General features: G+C 71.9%; 21 protein-coding genes. 8 read left to right on the top strand and 13 right to left on the bottom strand.

Annotated elements, in window-relative coordinates; genetic code table 11:
• Positions 1-3: 3 nt before the first annotated feature.
• Positions 4-870 carry a formate dehydrogenase accessory sulfurtransferase FdhD gene (gene fdhD / locus ABZU74_RS03235; RefSeq protein ID WP_355417843.1) on the bottom strand — a complete coding sequence of 289 codons (867 nt, stop codon included), beginning with the start codon at positions 868-870 and terminating at the stop codon, positions 4-6.
• A 467-nt stretch (positions 871-1,337) separates the two neighbouring features.
• On the opposite strand from fdhD, the gene ABZU74_RS03240 reads away from it, so the two are divergent.
• The 3 genes from ABZU74_RS03240 to ABZU74_RS03250 all read left to right on the top strand — a co-directional run bounded on the left by ABZU74_RS03240 (position 1,338) and on the right by ABZU74_RS03250 (position 3,581).
• A complete protein-coding gene (locus ABZU74_RS03240; RefSeq protein ID WP_355417846.1) occupies positions 1,338-2,129 on the top strand; it encodes an NTP transferase domain-containing protein in 792 nt (263 codons plus the stop codon).
• Positions 2,126-2,392 (top strand): DUF6457 domain-containing protein, encoded by a 267-nt coding sequence (locus tag ABZU74_RS03245; RefSeq protein ID WP_355417849.1) that lies wholly within the window; start codon positions 2,126-2,128, stop codon positions 2,390-2,392. The genes ABZU74_RS03240 and ABZU74_RS03245 overlap by 4 nt, the downstream gene beginning before the upstream one ends.
• Positions 2,393-2,474: 82 nt before the next feature.
• On the top strand, positions 2,475-3,581 hold the full coding sequence (locus ABZU74_RS03250) for a hypothetical protein (RefSeq protein WP_355417852.1): 1,107 nt from the start codon (positions 2,475-2,477) through the stop codon (positions 3,579-3,581).
• Between the two features lie 7 nt (positions 3,582-3,588).
• Here ABZU74_RS03250 and ABZU74_RS03255 read toward each other — a convergent pair whose 3' ends face one another.
• Both ABZU74_RS03255 and ABZU74_RS03260 read right to left on the bottom strand, forming a co-directional pair.
• A complete protein-coding gene (locus ABZU74_RS03255; RefSeq protein WP_355417855.1) occupies positions 3,589-4,545 on the bottom strand; it encodes a zinc-binding dehydrogenase in 957 nt (318 codons plus the stop codon).
• Positions 4,546-4,620: 75 nt separating this feature from the next.
• Positions 4,621-5,085: an Lrp/AsnC family transcriptional regulator gene (locus tag ABZU74_RS03260; RefSeq protein WP_355418245.1), complete on the bottom strand. Its 465-nt coding sequence runs from the start codon at positions 5,083-5,085 to the stop codon at positions 4,621-4,623.
• A gap of 59 nt (positions 5,086-5,144) precedes the next feature.
• Here ABZU74_RS03260 and ddaH point away from each other — a divergent pair, with 59 nt between their 5' ends.
• The gene (ddaH, locus tag ABZU74_RS03265) at positions 5,145-5,978 is read left to right on the top strand and encodes a dimethylargininase (RefSeq protein WP_355417858.1); all 834 of its coding nucleotides are present in this window, start codon (positions 5,145-5,147) and stop codon (positions 5,976-5,978) included.
• Positions 5,979-6,044: 66 nt separating this feature from the next.
• On the opposite strand, the gene ABZU74_RS03270 is transcribed toward ddaH, so the two are convergent.
• Both ABZU74_RS03270 and ABZU74_RS03275 read right to left on the bottom strand, forming a co-directional pair.
• Positions 6,045-7,232, bottom strand: coding sequence for an ABC transporter substrate-binding protein (locus ABZU74_RS03270; protein ID WP_355417861.1), 1,188 nt, complete (start codon positions 7,230-7,232; stop codon positions 6,045-6,047).
• A gap of 80 nt (positions 7,233-7,312) precedes the next feature.
• A complete protein-coding gene (locus ABZU74_RS03275) occupies positions 7,313-8,110 on the bottom strand; it encodes a prolyl oligopeptidase family serine peptidase (protein ID WP_355417864.1) in 798 nt (265 codons plus the stop codon).
• Between the two features lie 84 nt (positions 8,111-8,194).
• On the opposite strand from ABZU74_RS03275, the gene ABZU74_RS03280 reads away from it, so the two are divergent.
• Positions 8,195-8,797 carry a bacterial proteasome activator family protein gene (locus ABZU74_RS03280; RefSeq protein WP_091396749.1) on the top strand — a complete coding sequence of 201 codons (603 nt, stop codon included), beginning with the start codon at positions 8,195-8,197 and terminating at the stop codon, positions 8,795-8,797.
• A 2-nt stretch (positions 8,798-8,799) separates the two neighbouring features.
• On the opposite strand, the gene ABZU74_RS03285 is transcribed toward ABZU74_RS03280, so the two are convergent.
• The 3 genes from ABZU74_RS03285 to ABZU74_RS03295 form a co-directional block, all read right to left on the bottom strand.
• On the bottom strand, positions 8,800-9,612 hold the full coding sequence (locus ABZU74_RS03285) for an HAD family hydrolase (protein WP_210787440.1): 813 nt from the start codon (positions 9,610-9,612) through the stop codon (positions 8,800-8,802).
• Positions 9,612-10,433, bottom strand: coding sequence for an HAD hydrolase family protein (locus ABZU74_RS03290; RefSeq protein ID WP_355417869.1), 822 nt, complete (start codon positions 10,431-10,433; stop codon positions 9,612-9,614). Before ABZU74_RS03290 ends, ABZU74_RS03285 begins: the two co-directional genes overlap by 1 nt.
• Positions 10,434-11,158: 725 nt before the next feature.
• The gene (locus tag ABZU74_RS03295) at positions 11,159-11,899 is read right to left on the bottom strand and encodes a hypothetical protein (protein ID WP_355417872.1); all 741 of its coding nucleotides are present in this window, start codon (positions 11,897-11,899) and stop codon (positions 11,159-11,161) included.
• A 131-nt stretch (positions 11,900-12,030) separates the two neighbouring features.
• Here ABZU74_RS03295 and ABZU74_RS03300 point away from each other — a divergent pair, with 131 nt between their 5' ends.
• The 3 genes from ABZU74_RS03300 (at position 12,031) to ABZU74_RS03310 (ending at position 13,819) form a co-directional block, all read left to right on the top strand.
• A complete protein-coding gene (locus ABZU74_RS03300; protein ID WP_355417875.1) occupies positions 12,031-12,462 on the top strand; it encodes an OsmC family protein in 432 nt (143 codons plus the stop codon).
• 148 nt (positions 12,463-12,610) lie between these two features.
• Positions 12,611-12,958, top strand: a complete 348-nt coding sequence (locus tag ABZU74_RS03305) for a metallopeptidase family protein (protein ID WP_030487733.1) — start codon at positions 12,611-12,613, stop codon at positions 12,956-12,958.
• A 138-nt stretch (positions 12,959-13,096) separates the two neighbouring features.
• Positions 13,097-13,819: an AIM24 family protein gene (locus ABZU74_RS03310; protein WP_030331719.1), complete on the top strand. Its 723-nt coding sequence runs from the start codon at positions 13,097-13,099 to the stop codon at positions 13,817-13,819.
• 120 nt (positions 13,820-13,939) lie between these two features.
• Here the strand turns inward: ABZU74_RS03310 and pheA are convergent, their stop codons facing one another.
• The 5 genes from pheA to ABZU74_RS03335 all read right to left on the bottom strand — a co-directional run bounded on the left by pheA (position 13,940) and on the right by ABZU74_RS03335 (position 17,439).
• Positions 13,940-14,896 (bottom strand): prephenate dehydratase, encoded by a 957-nt coding sequence (gene pheA, locus ABZU74_RS03315; protein WP_355417878.1) that lies wholly within the window; start codon positions 14,894-14,896, stop codon positions 13,940-13,942.
• A 10-nt stretch (positions 14,897-14,906) separates the two neighbouring features.
• Positions 14,907-15,401 (bottom strand): hypothetical protein, encoded by a 495-nt coding sequence (locus ABZU74_RS03320; protein ID WP_355417881.1) that lies wholly within the window; start codon positions 15,399-15,401, stop codon positions 14,907-14,909.
• A gap of 207 nt (positions 15,402-15,608) precedes the next feature.
• Positions 15,609-15,998 carry an ACT domain-containing protein gene (locus tag ABZU74_RS03325; RefSeq protein WP_355417883.1) on the bottom strand — a complete coding sequence of 130 codons (390 nt, stop codon included), beginning with the start codon at positions 15,996-15,998 and terminating at the stop codon, positions 15,609-15,611.
• Between the two features lie 75 nt (positions 15,999-16,073).
• A complete protein-coding gene (locus ABZU74_RS03330) occupies positions 16,074-16,532 on the bottom strand; it encodes a hypothetical protein (protein ID WP_355417886.1) in 459 nt (152 codons plus the stop codon).
• A 169-nt stretch (positions 16,533-16,701) separates the two neighbouring features.
• On the bottom strand, positions 16,702-17,439 hold the full coding sequence (locus ABZU74_RS03335; protein WP_355417889.1) for a hypothetical protein: 738 nt from the start codon (positions 17,437-17,439) through the stop codon (positions 16,702-16,704).
• Positions 17,440-17,597: the final 158 nt, after the last annotated feature.

Here is a 17,597-nt window from a genome sequence, read left to right on the forward strand (position 1 = left end):
CGGTCAGGCTGGCCGCTCCACGGTGATCCGATGCGGCCCGGTGTAGACGTTCATCGTCCGTCCGCGCAGGAAGCCGACAAGCGTCATTCCCGCCTCGTCGGCCAGTTCGGTGGCGAGGGTGCTCGGGGCGGACACCGCGGCCAGCAGCGGCAACCCCGCCATCCATGCCTTCTGGGTCAGCTCGAAGCTGGCCCGTCCGGAGACCAGCAGCAGGTGCCCGGTGAGCGGCAGTCGACGTTCCCGCACGGCCCAGCCGATCACCTTGTCCACGGCGTTGTGCCGACCCACGTCCTCCCGGAGCACCACCAGCTCACCGTCGGGGGTGAACAGGCCCGCCGCGTGCAGCCCGCCGGTCCGATCGAAGCCGCGCTGGGCGGCGCGCAATCGGTCGGGTAGGTCGGCGAGCAGCGTGGCCGGCACGCTGAGCGGATCCGCCGCGACCGGGAAGAGCGACCGGGTGCGTATCGCCTCGATGCTGGCCTTGCCGCAGACCCCGCAGGAACTGGTCGTGTAGAAGTTCCGGGACGGGCCGGTGGTCGGTTCCGGTACGCCGGGGGCGAGCACCACGTCCACCACGTTGTACGTGTTCGGCGTCTCCGCGCCGGCGCAGAGCTGCGCGGTCAACACGTCGTCGGTCGACCGGATCAGCCCCTCGGTGAGCAGGAACCCAATGGCCAGGTCCAGGTCGTCGCCGGGGGTACGCATGGTGACGGCGAGCGGCCGGCGTCGGCCGGGGCCTGCCGCGCCGACCCGGATCTCCAGCGGCTCCTCCACGGCGAGCGTGTCCGGCCGGCGGACGGACCCGCGCCCGGCGGTCGCCGCGTCGAGGTCGATCCGGAGTACGCCTCGTCGATCAGTTGCCCGTCCCATCCCGCCATCCTCCACCCCGCACCAACCCCACCCACCCCCAACCCCGCACGACCACCGACCATCGGCCACCCTCGACCAGCAACCTCCACCCCCCACCCCCACCCCACCTCCGCGCGGTGATCATGAAGTTGTCCGCGCGTGTCGTCGGTGAGTCGATCGATAACTCCATGATCACCGGGCCAGGGGTCGGGCCAGAGGGTTTGAGGAGCCGGGTGAGGGCCTCGCGAGCGGGGCCGGTCCGACGGGCGCCCTCCGACTTGGCGTGCCCGCGCGTGAGTGAGGTCCGTGCCGGGAGGTTCGTTGCTCGGGCGTGATCCACTCGTGTTCCTTGAAGTCGGGGTATCCCCGGCGCCGGGACACCGCGACTTCGGCAAATCCGAGTTGGTCATGGCGCTCGTCTGCCGTGCCAGGGTCGCGCAGCCGCCTGACACCACCGGGGTGGGACCAGTCCCGGCTACGGTGGCCGGATGGGGACGTACGCCGCTGTGGTGCTCGCGGGTGGAGCCGCCCGACGGATGGGCGGGGTCGACAAGCCCGCGCTTCCGGTCGGCGGTCAACCGATGCGTGACCGGGTGCTGGCCGCCGTCACCGACGCGACGCCGCGGGTGCTGGTCGGTGCGGCCGACGCCGTACCGGCGGGTGTGCTGGTCGTCCGGGAGGACCCGCCCGGCGGGGGCCCGGTCGCCGCGGCGGCGGCCGGCCTGGCACTGCTGGATGCCGACACCAGCCTGGTCGCGTTGCTCGCCGCCGACCTGCCGCTGCTCACCCGGGCCGCGATCGGCGACCTGCTGAACCACCTCGACCGGGAGACCCCCGACACCGAACCGACGGGTGACCGCTCTGCTGCTCCGGCATCGCCGGCCCACGGCGGCCTCGCTTCGGCATCGCCGGCCCACGGCGGCTCTGCTCCGGCGGCGCCGGCCCACGGCGGCTCTGCTCCGGCGGCGCCGGCCCACGGCGGCCTTGCATCACCGCCCCGCAGCGGCGGCGACGGCGAGCGGAGACCCGACGGGGCGTGCTTCGTGGACGGGGACGGGCGGCGGCAGTCGCTCTGCGGTGTCTGGCGGGTCGCCGCGCTGCGGGCAGCGGTGGACCGGTTGACGGTCGAGCGGGGCGGCAGTCTGGCCGGAGCCCCGGTCCGGGCGCTGCTGGCCGACCTCGTCGTACGGGAAGTGGCCTGGTCCGGCGAGGGCCCGCCGCCGTGGTTCGACTGCGACACTGACGAGGACGTACGCCGGGCGGAGGAGTGGGCGCGATGACGGTGATGGACGACTGGGTCACGGCGGTGTGCGCCGAGTTGGACCTGGACCCGGCCGCGGTGCCGGTGCCGGCGGTGCTGGACCTGGCCCGGGACGTCGCTCACCAGGTGCTGCGTCCGGGTGCGCCGGTCACCGCGTACCTCATGGGGTTGGCGGTTGGCCGGGGCGCGGAGCCGGCGGACGCTGCGGCGCGGCTCAGCGCGCTGGCGGGCACCTGGCCGGTCGGGTTGGGCGCCGACCCCGCGGACCCGACGGCCCCCTGAGCGCCGTTGTCCGATCCCGGTCCGGGCTGATTCGGCCAGCGGGCGGCGTGGGTAGGGTGATCCGTGACGGACGGAGGCGATCATGACGGCTGACCACCCCTCGGCGCCGCACGGTGAGCTGCCCGGCGCTTCGACTGAGCCGGCGGAATCGATCCTGCTCGACGAGCCCAGCACCACCGATCTGCGGGCGAAGGTGACCGAGGCGTGGCGGGAGTTCGCCCGGGCGCTGGCCGTCCGGCTGCGGGAACTTCCCGTCGGCGCGCACCTCGACGTGACCCTTGACCCCACCGCCTCCGGCACCGGGGACGCCGTCTATTCGATAAGCGTCGACGTGGACGCGGACCGGGTCCTGTCCGCCCGCGCGGTCGGGAATGCCGCCCTGCCGGCGGGCTACCGCCTGGACCGGGGTGCGGTGGCGGACATGGTCGCGCTCGGCTGGTCTCCGCCCGGGGTGGTCGCCGGCTCCGGTGGCTCCTTCGGGCTGAACGCCACGACGGCCGAGTCGACCCAGGTCGCCACGCTGCTCTCCCGCACGCTGCGGGACGTCTACGGTGCTCCGCACCCAGCCTTCCTCGTCTACCTGGTGCACGACGCCGAGGGCGAGCCGCTGGCAGTGGAGCCGCTGGGCACCGCGCGCAGCGAGTTCGGCCCGGACGCCGACGTCGAGGCGGACCTTGAGGAGGCGTTGGCCGAGGCGGCCGCCGCGCAGGTCGAGCGGGACGACGTGCTCGACCTGGCCGACCGGGTTCGTACCGTGGTCTCCACCATGTTGAAGTCGGACACCGACCGGTTGCAGATCGACTCGGACGGCGACATCAACATCCGCGCCGGCTCGGCGATGGTCTTCGTGCGGGTGCGGGACAACCCGCCCCTGGTGGACGTCTTCTCCCCGGTGCTCACCGAGGTGGAGCCGACCGAGCGGCTCTACGTGAAGCTCTCCGAGCTGACGAACCGGATGCCGATCGGCCGCCTCTACTGCGCCGACGACACGGTCTGGGCGTCCATTCCGGTGTTCGGGCGCAACTTCCAGGCGACCCATCTGATGCTGGCCGTGCAGGTGATGACGGGTCTCGCCGACGAGTTGGACGACCGTCTGCACGGCGAGTTCGGCGGCAAGCGGTTCTTCGGTGAGGGTGACAAGCCGGTCCGACGCGACGATTCGGAGCACCGCACCGGCATGTACCTCTGAACCTCGATCAGGCCACGTCCAGCAGGGTCTTGCCGACCGTCGTGCGCGCCTCGATGGCGGCGTGCGCGTCGGCGGCGCGGTCCAGCGGAAAACGCTGGCCGATGAGCGGTCGCAGGTGGCCGGCCGCCGCGTCCGCCAGGGCCTGTTCGGTGTACGCCCGCAGTCGGGCGGGTGGCACGTCCGGCTGGATCAGTGTGACCTGCCGGGCGGTGGCGGCCTCCGCCGACACCGGAGACCACTCGCCGCTCGCCAACCCGAAGCTGACCATCCTGCCGCCCGGGGAGAGCAGGTCGAAGGCGGCCCGGGCCAACGGACCGCCGACCCCGTCGAGCACCACGTCGACCCCGCCCATCGCAGCGCGGACCTGCTCGGCCCACTCGGGCCGCAGGTAGTCGACGGCCAACTCGGCGCCCAGGCCGGGTAGCCGGCCCACCTTGCCTCGCCCACCGGCCGCGCCGATCACCCGGGCCCCGGCCCGGGCCGCGAGCTGCACCAACAGGCTGCCCACGCCGCCGGCCGCGGCTTCCACAAGCACCCGGTCACCCGGGCGGACGCCGACCGCCTCGATCAGCATGGTGGCGGTCCGTCCGTCGGCCAGCAGCGCGACCGCCTCGTCCAACGCCAGCCCGGCCGGCACCGCGATCGGCGCCGACGCGTCCACGGCCACGCGTTCGGCGTAGCCGCCGGAACCTCCGGTGGCGCTGACCACCCGCCGTCCGGTCAACGCCGGGTCGACGTCCGACCCGACTGCCGTGATCACCCCGCCGACGCCGTTGCCGGGGATCAGCGGTGGGGTGAGGCGGAACGGGCCGGGGCGACCGGCGCGCAGTTGCGTCTCGATGAAGGTGATGTTCGCCTGCGCGACGTCGATCAGCACCTGGTCGGGGCCGGCCACCGGGTCGGGCGCGGGGCCGGGCACCAGCACCTCGGGTCCGCCGAACTCCCGTAACCAGATCGCCCGCATAGCAGCCCCTCCCCGGCCTCGGTGGGCTGCCTCGCCCACTCGCGGGTCAGTCCATCTCCTCAACCCGGGTTGAGGTCAAGAGGTGGCGGCGGACGGGCCGACGCCTGGCGATTCGACCAGCCGGGAGAGCACGATGGTGCTGCGGGTGGAGGTCACGAAGGACTCGGCACGCAGCCGCTCCAGCGCGGCCTCCAGATGGGCGATGTCGGCGGCGCGCAGGTGCACGAGCGCGTCCGCCTCCCCGGAGACGGTGTACGCGCCGACCACCTCGGGGTGTCGGCGGGCGGCCACGCCGATCTGCGCAGGGGTGGTCCGGCCGGCGCAGAACAACTCGACGAACGCCTCAGTGGTCCAGCCGACGGCGGCCGGGTCAACGACAGCCGTGAATCCCCTGATCACGCCGGTGGCGCGCAGCCGGTCGACGCGACGCTTGACCGCTGGGGCGGAGAGTGACACCCGAGCGCCGATGTCGGCGTACGACGCGCGGGCGTCCGCGACGAGTAACGCAATGATCCGCTGGTCTACCGCGTCGATCTGCAACGTTCCGCCTCTGGGAAGCAACACTTGTGGCTGTTTTCAAAGTTCCACGGTACCTACTCTTGGTGACCGTGAACCAGCAGCGTTTCCCGCGAAAGCGGACATATCTCATGTGCTCGCCGGAATACTTCGCGGTCGAGTACGCGATCAACCCGTGGATGGACGTGACCACCCCGGTCGACCGGAACCTGGCCGTCAAACAGTGGGACCGGCTGCGCGAGACGCTTGTCGGCCTCGGCCACGAGGTGCATCTGCTCAGCCCCGAGCAGAGCCTGCCCGACATGGTCTACGCCGCCAACGGTGGCTTCATGGTGGACGGCAGCGTCTACGGCGCCCGGTTCAAGCACGAGCAGCGGGCCGCCGAGGCCGCCGCCCACCACGCCTTCTACGAGGCGCAGGGCTGGCGGTTCATCGCACCCAGCGAGACCAACGAGGGTGAGGGCGACTTCGCGTACGTGCCGGAGGCGCACGGCGGGCTCATCCTGGCCGGGCACGGCTTCCGCACCGAGATCCCGGCGCACGCCGAGGCGCAGGAGGCGCTGGGTCGTCCGGTGGTGTCGCTGCGCCTGATCGACCCCCGCTTCTATCACCTGGACGTGGCGCTCGCGGCCATCGACGACACGAACGTCGTCTACTTCCCGGGCGCGTTCTCCGCGGCCAGCCAGCGGGTGCTCACCCAACTCTTCCCGGACGCGGTGATCGCCGACGACGAGGACGCCATGGCCTTCGGGCTCAACCTGGTCAGCGACGGCGCGAACGTGGTGCTCAACAGCGAGGCCACCCGTCTGGCGGGCAAGCTCAAGGCGGCCGGGTACACCCCGGTCCCGGTCGAGCTGGCCGAGCTGAAGAAGGGCGGCGGCAGCGTGAAGTGCTGCATCGCCGAGTTGCGGCACTGACCCGCGAACGTCTCGGGGCCGGCCTCCCGCTGGGAGACCGGCCCCGAATCGTGCTCCGGGTGGGCGTCAGCCCAGCGTGGCCAGCTCGTTGATCAGCACGTTCGACATGACCTGACCGTCGCGCTGCACCTCGCGCAGGTACCACTTCTGCTGCGGGGTACGCGGCTGGTTGAACTGCCAGATGCCGCGCGGGCTGTCGATCTGGCCGAGCTTGCCCAGGGCCAGGTTGACCTGCTGCGGCGTGGGCTTCCCACCGGCCAGCTGGATGGCCTGGTCGAGGACCTGCGCAGCGTCGTACGACGCCATCGCGTAGGTGGTGGGGGTGACCTGGTACTTCTTCCGGTACGCCGAGGCGAAGACCCGGTTCGACGTGTTGTTCAGGTCGGCCGAGTAGTTCAGCGCGGTCTGGATGCCCAGCGCGTTGTCCTTCAGGTTCTCCAGCACGGTGCCCTCGGTGAGGAAGCCAGGTGCGTAGATCGGCCCGGCGAACTTCTCGCGCAGCTGCTTGATGAACTCCACGGCCGCCGCCCCGGCAAAGAAGCAGAAGACCGCCGTGGGGTCCTTGGCCAGCGCCTTGCTGATGTCCGAGGCGTACGTCGTCTTGCCGGGGTTGGAGGTGGCGCTGGTGTAGGTCACGGCGTCGCGAATCCGGGAGTCGCTCGCGCCGAACTCCTGCCGGAAGCCGCGGACGACGTCCGGGCTGCCGACGTTCTCCGGCATGATGATCGCGACGCGGCCGTTCGCCGGCAGTTGGTCGCGCAGGTAGCGGCCCAGCGCCCGGCCGGCCTCGTCGAGCACGTACGAGGTCCGCCAGATGTAGAAGACGCTCTGCAGGCTGCTCGGTGAGGCGTTGGACCCGATCAGCGGGACCCGGGCCTGCTCCACGGTGTCCCGGATGCCGACCATCACCGCCGAGTTGACCACGCCGGTGAGCGCCAGCACGCCCTGCTTGAGCAGACCCTCGACGGCTGCCTTGCCCGTCTTCGCGGTGTCGCCCTCGTCGGCGGTCAGCAACTCCACCGGGTGGCCGCCCAGCCGCTGGTCGTTCAGGTCGAGGAAGAGCTGGAAGCCATTGGTGATGTCGTCGCCGATGCTCTTGAAACCACCGGCCTGCGGCGTGATCAACCCGATCTTGATCGGGCTGCGGTCGGCGGTCGGTTCGGCGTCACTGTCTGAGCCACATCCGGCGACGAACCCGGTGGTACCGAGCGCGGCCAACAGTTGGAGCGCCCGCCTGCGATTCATCTGCGACACCGAGTTCCTTCCAAGGAGCGTTGCAGGGCCGAACACCGCCCCTCCGGCGTTCTACCTGGTCCGCGACGCTGCGTCAATGGCTAGTGATCATCGTGCAAGGAGCGCAACACATCAAGGACCTGTGGCCAGGCGACGGACTCAGGGTCGATCAGCCCGAAATGCTCGCATCCAGGCAGTTCAACAAGGGAGATATCGGAATATGCGGCACGGGCCTCCGCGACGAAAGCCCGGCTCATCTCCGCCGGAACCTGGAGATCGTCCGAGCCGTGAACAACTACTGTGCGTGTTTGTATCGGTACCAACATCCGTGGATCCGCCGTCGCGTACCGGTCCGGGAACTGCGCCGGGCCGCCGCCGAGCAGCGCGGCGACCGCGCCCGAGTCCAGATCCCGCCGGTACGCCTCGCCCAGATCGGCCACCGGGGCCAGCGCGAGCACCCCGCCCACCGTCGCCGGGGCGGTGGCCGCCGCGTACAGCGCCAGGTGACCGCCGGCGGAGTGCCCGACCAGGATCGGCGCGGCCAGGCTCACCCGGCCGGGCAGCGCCTCGGCCGCCAGCACCGGCAGCTCGGCCACCCCGGCCAACACGTCGGTCAGGGTGCCCGGCCAGCCACCCCCGGGCTGCCCGGTGCGGCGGTACTCCAACTGCGCCACCGGGTAGCCCTCAACGGCGAGGGCGGCGGCCAGCGGGCCGGTGTGCCGCCGGTCGTACTCGGCCCGCCAGAACCCGCCGTGCAGCACGACGACCAGCGGCCGGGCCGGCCCGGTTCCCGCCGGGAGGCGCAGGTCGGCCACCTGATCCGGGTCGTCCCCGTACGCCACGGTCCGGTCGGGCTCCGGTGCGGGCCGGGTCAACACGGCGCGCGGGTCGACAGGCATGGCGCGACGGTAGCGCGCCCCGCCCGGGTGGTTCGGCCCCGGGAGTCGGTCCCGGCCGGCATGGCTCGCGCTCGCTGGGTAAAGATGGACCCCATGACCGAAGCGCGCTCCGCTGGACAGAACGACGAGCCCGGCCCCGACGACTCCGGCCACTCCGGCACCGTTGTGGTGGTCGGCCCGGACGGTCGGCCGATCGGCACGATGCAGACCGACGAGGGCCAGGGTGAGGACCCGACCCGCCTGGTCGAACAGCCGGCCAAGGTGATGCGGATCGGCAGCATGATCAAGCAGTTGCTGGAGGAGGTGAAGGCCGCACCTCTCGACGACGCCAGCCGCAACCGGATGCGGGAGATCCACGAGCGGTCGATCGTCGAGCTCAAGGAGGGCCTCGCGCCCGAGCTGCGCGACGAGCTGGAGCGCATCTCGCTGCCCTTCGCCGAGGACAAGGCCCCCAGCGAGGGCGAGCTGCGGATCGCGCACGCCCAGCTCGTCGGCTGGCTGGAGGGCCTGTTCCACGGCATCCAGGCGGCCCTGGTGGCCCAGCAGATGGCCGCCCGGGTGCAGCTGGAGCAGATGCGCGGCGGCCGGCAGGCGCTGCCCAGCGGCCCCGGCGGCGTCGTCCCCGGGATGCCGGGCATCGGCCAGCCGGGCGGCGGCGAGGGTCACAACACCGGTCAGTACCTCTGACCTCAGTCCACCCCGAAGATCTTTTCCAGGTACGCCGCCACGCCGTCCTCGGTGTTCGCCGTCGTCACGTCGTCGGCGACCGCCAGGACGGCGCGGTGCGCGTTGGCCACCGCCACGCCACGCCCGGCCCAGGTCAGCATCGGCACGTCGTTGGGCATGTCGCCGAAGGCCAGCACGTCCGCCGCGGCCACCCCGAGCTGGTCGCAGTACCAGGCCAGCCCCGCCGCCTTCGTCACCCCGGCCGCGGAGATCTCCACCAGCCCTGAGGACGACGAGTGCGTGGCCTCGGCCAACCCCGCCACCGCCGTGGCGATCAGCTCGGCGAAGGCATCCGGGTCCTGCTCGCCCGCTCGGGCGAGGAGCTTCACCGCCGGCACCGAGAGCAACTCCTCCGGCGTCTCGATCGGCCGGATGCCGTTGGCGTCGGCGTCCCAGCGCAGCGGATAGTGCGCCTCGTGCCGCATCTCCCGGCTGTCCAGGATCTCCACCGCGAAGCTGATCCCGGGCACCTCGGCCCGTAGCCTCCGGGCCACCTCGGCCAGGTGGTGCGGGGCGAGCGGGTCAGCCCGCACCACCTCGTCCTCGAACGGGTCGTAGACCACTGCGCCGTTCGCGCAGACCGCCGGCAGCGGTCGGGCGAGCTGGTCGTACACCATCTTGAGCCAGCGGACCGGACGGCCGGTGACCAGGACGACCGGCGTGCCTCGCGCGGAGATCCGCGCGAGCAGGTCGGCGGTGCGTGGGCTGACGGTGTGATCGTCGCGGATCAGCGTGCCGTCGATGTCGGTGGCGATGAGGCGGGGTGTGTCTCCCATTACCGGGACAGTAGCCGGTCCAGATACACCGCCACCCCGTCGTCGTCGTTGCGCAAGGTCACCTCGTCGGCGGCGGCGCGCAGCGCGGGGTGCGCGTTGGCCACTGCCACCCGCGACCAACCGGCCCACTCGAACATCGGCAGGTCGTTGGGCATGTCACCGAAGACCAGCACATCGGCCGGGTCGACCCCGAGGGTCTGCGCCACCACTGTCAGCCCGGTCGCCTTGTCGACGCCGGGCGGGCAGATCTCGATGAAGCCGAGCCCGGCCTGGGTGAGCGTGGCGACCTGCGGCGGGACGATCCGGCGGGCCACCGCCAGCAGCTCGTCCACGTGGTGGTCGGCGGTCCGGGCGAACGCCTTGATCACGTCGCAGGCCAGGCACTCGTCGCGCGTGCGCGCCTCGAAGCGGTCCTGATAGGGCCAGCTCTCGTGATAGTCGCCCCACAACGGGGCGTCGTGCTCGTCGGACGCCTCGACCATCACGGTCAGCGGGCCGACCTCCGCCTCCAGGTCGGCGAGGAGCCGGGCCAGCACCTCGGCGGGCAGCCGCTCGTCGCGGAGCACCACCGGGCCGTCCGGGTCGCTCTGGTCGACCACCCGGCCACCACCGGCCATCACCAGGAAGTCGGCGGCGCGGATGTCGTTGCGGGTCAACTCCGTCAACCGAGGGCCGCGTCCGGTCGCGCCCACCACCGGAATCCCGGCGGCGCGCACCCGGTCGAGCACCCCATGGGTGTACGCGGAGACGGTGTCATCGCTGCGGACCAGCGTCCCGTCGAGGTCGGTCGCGATCAACTTGGGCAGTCCCGGGCGGGTCATCGTTCCTCCTTCGCCCGCCGCCGTCGCACCTGCCATGGCCAGGGAGAGCGAGGCCCGGCGTGACGGCGGGCAGCAACCGTACCTCGCGGAACGGGTCGCATCCATGGCTTCCAGGCGAATCGGACGCCAACCCACAGTGCCCGTGCAGTGTCCCCCGCGCGCCTTCGTTCCCCGCTTCCCCGGGAGCCCCTGTTTCCCCGGGAGCCCTTGTTCCCCGGGAGCCCTTGTTCCCCGCGAGCCTTCGTTCCCCCGCGAGCCCCTGTTTCCCCGCGATCTTGCACTTCGGTCGTCGTGCCGCGTTTGTGGGCTTTTTGTCCCGCTAGAAGCGGGGCCTGTGCGCCCGCCAGCTCGCCGCCCATTCCAAGATCGTGCTCAATCAAGGAAGTAGTGGTCTGCGGGCGCTCGGATGCCACTACATCCACGTTCAAGCACGATCTTGGCGTTGGCGTTGGCGTTGGCGTTGGCGTTGGCGTTGGCACCACGCCCGCCCCACGCGCACACCCACCCTCACCAAGCCCGCCCCACCGCGCCCCACGCACACCACCCACGCCCACCACACCCGCCCCACGCCCACCACACCCCCCCCCACGCGCCCGCCCCGCCCCACGCGCCCGCCCGCCCCACCGCGCCCCGCCGCCGCCAACGCCAACGCCAACGAGGGTGGGTGTGCGCGTGGGGCGTGGTGGGGCGTGGTGGGGGTGGATTGAGGTGGGTGGGGTGGGGGGTTAGGGCTGGGCGTCGGGGCGGGCGAAGGGGGCGGAGGGGGTGACGGTCAGGTCGGCGGGAGCGGGTAGGCCGTCCTCGACCGGGTCGCGGTCCCGGCGGCGGCGCCAGGGGCGCGCTGCTGGCGCGTCGGCGGGCCGGTCGTCGTCTGGTGGCCCGGCGAACGCGCCGGGGGGTGTGGCGGGCGCCAGCCGCAGCGCCGCCGCGAACAGCACACAGGCCGCGAACGCCATCACCAGCCCGCGGCCGTATTCGGCCTGGAAGCCGTCCTGGGGCGAGTAGAAGAAGTTTCGCTGCCCGGGGTCGTCGAGGGTGGCCGTGGCGGCGACCAGCAGCGCCAGCAGGGCACCGGCCAGGGTGAGACCGGCCAGCCGGGCGTTCGGCCGCACGGCCGCCGTGCCGCGCAACGCCAGCGCCACGGTGCAGACGAGGGCGAGAAGCCCGACCAGGTAGCCGACCCCGAAGCCACCGACCTCGGACACTCCGGCGGGCACCTCGATCGTCGCGTTCCCCTCGGGCCCGCCGTTCGGCAGGCTCATCACCAGCCACTCACCGACCAGCGAGGCGATCGCGGCCACCGCGCCCAGCCCGGCCAGCAGCAGGGGCAGTCGAGGATCCCGCGCGAAGTCGGCCAGGGACCAACCGAAGCGGCGTCGCGGAGCCGGGTCGGCGCCACCCCACTCGATCACGGCAGGGGCCTCGGACCGGTCGCCCTGCCGCGGGATTGGAAGCTCCTCGGACATCGGCCACCCTTCCGCCGGTCACGGACCTGGGTCGCATCATGGCACAGCAAGCTGGTGGTGACAGGGATCGCAGGGCTGGCGAGCGCCCCGCTCTGTCGCTCGGCGGTCGCCTTTCCGCTAGCGTTTGCCTCATGCCTATCCGTACCGCTTCAGCACAATGGCAGGGCAATCTCACCGAGGGCGCGGGCACCATCCGCACCGGTAAGGGCGGCCTGGCCGGCAACTACTCCTTCAAGTCGCGCTTCGAGGAGGGTGAGGGCACCAACCCCGAGGAGCTGATCGCCGCCGCGCACGCCGGCTGCTTCTCGATGGCGTTCTCCAAGGCGCTTGCCGACGCGGGCTCCACGGCCACCTCGGTCGAGACCACCGCCAAGGTGCACCTGGACAAGACCGACGCCGGCATGACCGTGACCCGGATCGACCTGGAGACGGTCGGCCAGGTCCCGGGGATCGACGACGCGGAGTTCCAGAAGCTCGCCGAGGCCGCCAAGGCCAACTGCCCGATCTCCCGCCTCCTCTCGCCGGGTGCCGAGATCACCCTCAACGCCCGCCTGGCTGCCTGAGCGAGCCGACCCACACCGTACGTTCACGGAAGGAGCCTCCGCCCGGTCCCGGGTGGTCGCTTCTTCCGTGCATGTGCGGAAGACGGCCCCGGTCGTCCAGCAGGGCCGGGCCGGGTCCCCCTCGTCGGGCACAATGGGCGAGGTGCCGGTGGAGATGAGCCGTGAGCGCTTCGAGGAGTTGGTCGGCGAAGCCCTCGACGAGGTGCCCGAAGAACTGCTCGGCCTGATGAACAACGTGGTGATCCTGGTCGAGGACGACCCGCCACCTGGCGAGGTCGACCTGCTCGGCCTCTACGAGGGGCATGCGCTCACCGAGCGCGGTTGGGACTACTCCGGCGTGCTGCCCGACCGGATCTTCATCTATCGCCATCCGATCCTGCGGATCTGCGACAACGACGAGGACGTCATCGACGAGGTGGCGGTGACGGTGGTGCACGAGATCGCCCACCACTTCGGCATCGACGACGCGCGGTTGCACGCGCTCGGCTGGGGCTGAGCCCCACCACTCGACGCCCGCCCGCGTCACTCGATGCCCGCCAAACGAACGCGCCGCGCCGTGCGGTCGATGGCCGGTGCTTGCCGAGGTCGCCTACCGTCGGTGCAGCGAACGCGACCCTATTCAGGAGGCCCTTTCATGCGCAGCGAGCTGTTCTCCACGGAGAATCTGGAGAAGGAGTCCGCGCAGCCCGGCATGCGGTTGCAGAACTCCAAGATGTTGAAGATCGAGCTGAACGGCGAGGCGATGGCCCGGGTCGGGTCGATGGTCGCCTACCAGGGGAACGTGCAGTTCCAGGCCCTGGGCTCGGGTGGGCTCGGCAAGTTCCTCAAGCAGAAGCTCACCGGCGAGGGCGTCCCGCTGATGAAGGTCTCCGGCCAGGGTGACGTCTTCCTCGCCGAGCTGGCCAAGGACGTGCACATCATCGACCTGGAGCCGGGCGACGCGCTCTCCATCAACGGCAGCAGCGTCCTCGCCTTCGACTCCACCCTCCAGTACGACATCAGGATGGTCGGCGGCGCCGGGATGGCGTCCTCGTCCGGTCTCTTCAACTGTGTGTTCAGCGGCTACGGCCGGATCGCCATCACCACCAAGGGCACCCCCGTGGTGCTGAACGTGGACGCCCCGACGTACGTCGACCCGCAGGCCGCGGTCTGCTGGTCGGCCAACCTCCAGACCGGCTACCACCGGGCCGAGCAGCTCGGCCTCGGCACACTGCTCGGCCGTCGCACCGGTGAGTCGTTCACCATGAGCTTCGCCGGTCAGGGCTTCGTGGTGGTGCAGCCGTCCGAGGAGCCGCCGGTCATGGGCAGCGGCCAGCAGCAGCAGGAGGGCGGCCTGCTCGGCGGTCTGCTGAGCTGACCGGTGTGGGGCGCTTCCGATCTGTTGAGTGATCGGGACCGACGTGGTGGGCTTCCGATCTGTTGAGTGGTCGGGAGTGGCGCGGGGCGCTTCCGATCTTTGGGGGCGCCCCCGCCCCGGTCAGGTCAACTCGCCGGTACGCAGGCGGGCGAGCCAGGCCGCCGCGTCGGAGTAGTCGACGTCGGAGAGGCCCGCCGGTGCGGGTACCGGTCGTTCGCCCGACGCCTCGGCCCACCTGTGCCGGGGATAGGAGCCCAGAAAGCGGACGTCGGCGCAGACCCGGTGGAGCCCCTGCAACGCCTCGCCCAGGCGTACGTCGGCCACGTGGCCGGTGCAGTCCAGGAAGAAGACGTAGCGGCCCAGCGCCTCGCCGGTCGGGCGGGACTCGATCCGGGTCAGGTTGACCCCCCGCACGGCCAGTTCCATCAGCACGGACAGCAGCGCGCCGACCCGGTCGTGGGCGATGTAGACAGCGAGCGAGGTGAGGTCGTCGCCGGTCGGCGGCGGTGGCGGCCCAGGGCGGGACACCAGCACGAACCGGGTCACCGCGTCGGGGTGGTCGGCGATCTTGTCGGCGAGTGTGGTGAGTCGGTGCCGGGAGGCTCCGATCGGTGCGCAGATCGCCGCGTCGTACTCACCCGTGCCGGCGCCGGCGGCGGCCGCGCCGTTGGAGAGCACGTCGACCACCACGGCGTCGGACAGGTGGTCGCGCAGCCAGCCCCGGCACTGGGTGGACGCCTGCGGGTGGGCCGCCACGGTGCGGATCGAGGTCAGCGAGGTGCCGGGCCGCGCGGCGAGCACGAACTCCACCGACAGGATCACCTCGCGGGTGATCACCAACGGCTCACCCTCGGCCATCTCGTCGAGCGTGACGCCCACCGCGCCGCCGATCGAGTTTTCCAGCGGCACCAGCGCGGCGTCGGCGTCGCCGGCGCGGACGCTGTCCAGCGCCTCTCCGACGCTGCGGGCGGGCGTGCGGGTGCCGCGCTCGGCGGCGGGTACGGAGCGCAGGGCCTGCTCGGCGAAGGTGCCCTCCGGCCCGAGGAAGACGAAACGTGTCGGCGGTGTTCCGGGCATGCCGATCAGCCTACGCACCTGGCCCGTTGGCCGGGCCGGCGTCGCAGGCGAGGGTGCGGATTCCGGCCGGGCTGGTGGCGCGTACCTCGATGGTGCAGACGTCCGTGCCGGCGGTGACGAGCACCGGCGAGCTGGGTTCGCCCCGGGTGACCACCTGGAGTTCCTCGTGCCCGGTCACCGCCAGCACGGTGAACTGCCAGTCGGCGGCGCAGAGCGGCCCGTTGCGGACCTGGACCCGGACGTTGGCCGGCAGCACCCCGGCCTGGCCACGCAACAGTTGCAGCACCCGCTGCCCGGTCGGCCCGTTGCGGCAGGCCGTCGCGACCAACCCGGCGTCCGGGGTGGGCGTGACGGTGCCGAGAGAGGGTGTGGTGGCCGGCGGGGTCGTCGGCGCGGTGCTCGGAACGGGCGTCGTCGGGGTCGCGCTGTGGGTGGGCACGCCCGTCGGCTCCCCCAGCCCGGGTGGGGCGCCACAGCCGGCCAGCGCCGCGACGGCGAGCGCCATCGGCAGGACCCGGGCGATGGTCCGCGCGGGACTGCGATCGGCTGCCCGGCCAGGAGCCGTCGGTGGCCTGTGATGCATCGCCCGCGGTGTGGGGGACGCGGGTCGGGGTGGGGTGAACGGCACGGGCCGATCCTCGGGACATCGGAGAATTCGTCGCGGCCGGGGTGGCCGAGCCCATCGTAGGGTTAGCGGCCGATCGGGTGAAGGTCAGCCGGTGACGCGGTGCCCGGCGCGCTGGAGCGCAGCCGTGCCCTCGGTCAGCCGGACGGTCGGCACCAGCAGGTAGTCGGTGTCGAACGTGGAGAACGTGACGGCGGTGACCCGTGCCTCGGCGAGCGGGTCGACGAGCGCGGCCAGGCTGCCGGTGCCGGCCAGCGCCACCGGGGCGGTGACCCGGAGGCAGCGCCAGGTCGTCTCCAGCACGGCCTGCGCCGGCGCCCGGTCGGTCGGGCAGATCACGGAGATCCCGTCGGAGGTCCAGCTCACCGTCACCACGTCCGTGCCACGCAGCCCGCTCGACAGCGCGTTCGGCAGGGTGGTGCCGGCGGCCAACCGACACACGGCGTATTCCCCCGGCAGTAGAGCGATATCGAGCATGAGGGCACCCTACGGCCTTCGTGCGGGCCCACCCCGGCAACGCCGCGTGCGGCGAAGGACACACTCCGCTGCAGGTCAGACCTCGGAGAAGAAGGTGAGTGAGCCGGCGACGGTGCCGTCGGTGAGCACCGGGGTGGAGATCGCGTCGACTGTCGCGTCGGAGCTGTTCGCCGTGGCGGCCTGCACCCGGAGCAGTCCACGGGCGAGTCGGCCGGAGGAGAGCGCCAACAGGGGCGGGATCTTGTCGATCTCGGCTTCGGTCAACTCGCCCCGGTTGGCGGTGAAGTCGAGCAGGCGCAGCCCGCCGTCGAGCAGCGGTCGACCGATCAGCCCGTCCGGCTCACCGAGGCAGAGCAGTTCGCAGCCGGCCGCGGAGATCGCCACCACCCGGGTGTCGGCGTCGATCAGCAGACACGGCTCGTCGGCCCGGGAGACTGTCGACGACCATTGGCCGACGTTGTCGCACTCCGGCTCTGTCGAGGCCCGTGCCGCCGGCACGAACGCTTCCGAGAGCGAAAGTTCGACGTGGGCCACCGCGCCTCCTATGTGCACCGATCGACTGTCCACGCTAGCGGGTCGCCGACGGAATCACCGAGCGCACCGGGTCACCGGGCCGCGCAGCATGAGCCGAGGCGACCGGTGACGGCGCGGAGACCGGTGAGGTGGACGGGGGGACCGGAGCCGCGTGGCGTCGCCGGTGACGTTACCGGCGGTGGGCCGGCTTGTCAGCGGCCGTTCGGCCCTCGTCGTACCACCGGTAGTCGGCCGTTGGACGGTACGTGCCGTTCAGCCAGGTGCTGGGGTGCTGTGCGACCCGGGAAAGCTTCTCGGCGGTGGCGGGGCTGATCCGGCTGCCACCGGCCACGAGTAGCCGGTCCAGTTCCCGGTGGGTGGCCATCAGACAGTCCTTCGGAAGGCCGTAGACGCTGATCACGCCGGAGCCGACGAAGGTCAGCACCGGCGTCACCGGAACCGGGAGCCCCACCGCCTCGGAGAGCGCCTTGCTGGCCCGCTTGGCGTCCCGCCGGGACTCGGCCACGTAAGGGGGTCGCTTGCCGTTGATCTGCACCACGTCGCCGGCGACGAGCACCCTGGCCCGGCCGTGGTCGGCGATGGTGACGGCGAAGAGGCCGCTCGGCCCGATGGCGAGGAACCCGGCCCGGTCGTCCTGACCGCGGTCGAGGACGTCCGTCGCGTCGGTGCGCGGCCATTCGATCACGTGCCAGGCGGGCCCGAGGTGGTCGAGTTGGCCCAACGCCCGGGCCCCGGCCGCCTCCAGGCGGCGTGCACCCCGCTCGGCCCGACGGCGGCGGGCCCATTCGAGTGGTGTCGGACGGACCGGTTCGAGAACCCCCGGCGCCTCGACGCGGGGGTGTGGCACCGCGACGGGCGGCAGTGCCCGAGCGGACGGTACGGCTCGTCGTGCGGGAAAGACAGTCATCGCGACCTCCGGCAAAAGGTCCCTCGAAGTTATGTCCTCACTACCCTACGTTGCCACTAGTGGTGTTCGGCAAGCCGGAGCGCCGGAGTGACTGTGGATGAATGCCATATTCATCCACAGTTCTTTTCTCGGATGCCGCTAAACCCTGCCCTACGCTG

Source organism: Micromonospora sp. NPDC005171 (assembly GCF_040608575.1).
GTDB lineage: Bacteria > Actinomycetota > Actinomycetes > Mycobacteriales > Micromonosporaceae > Micromonospora.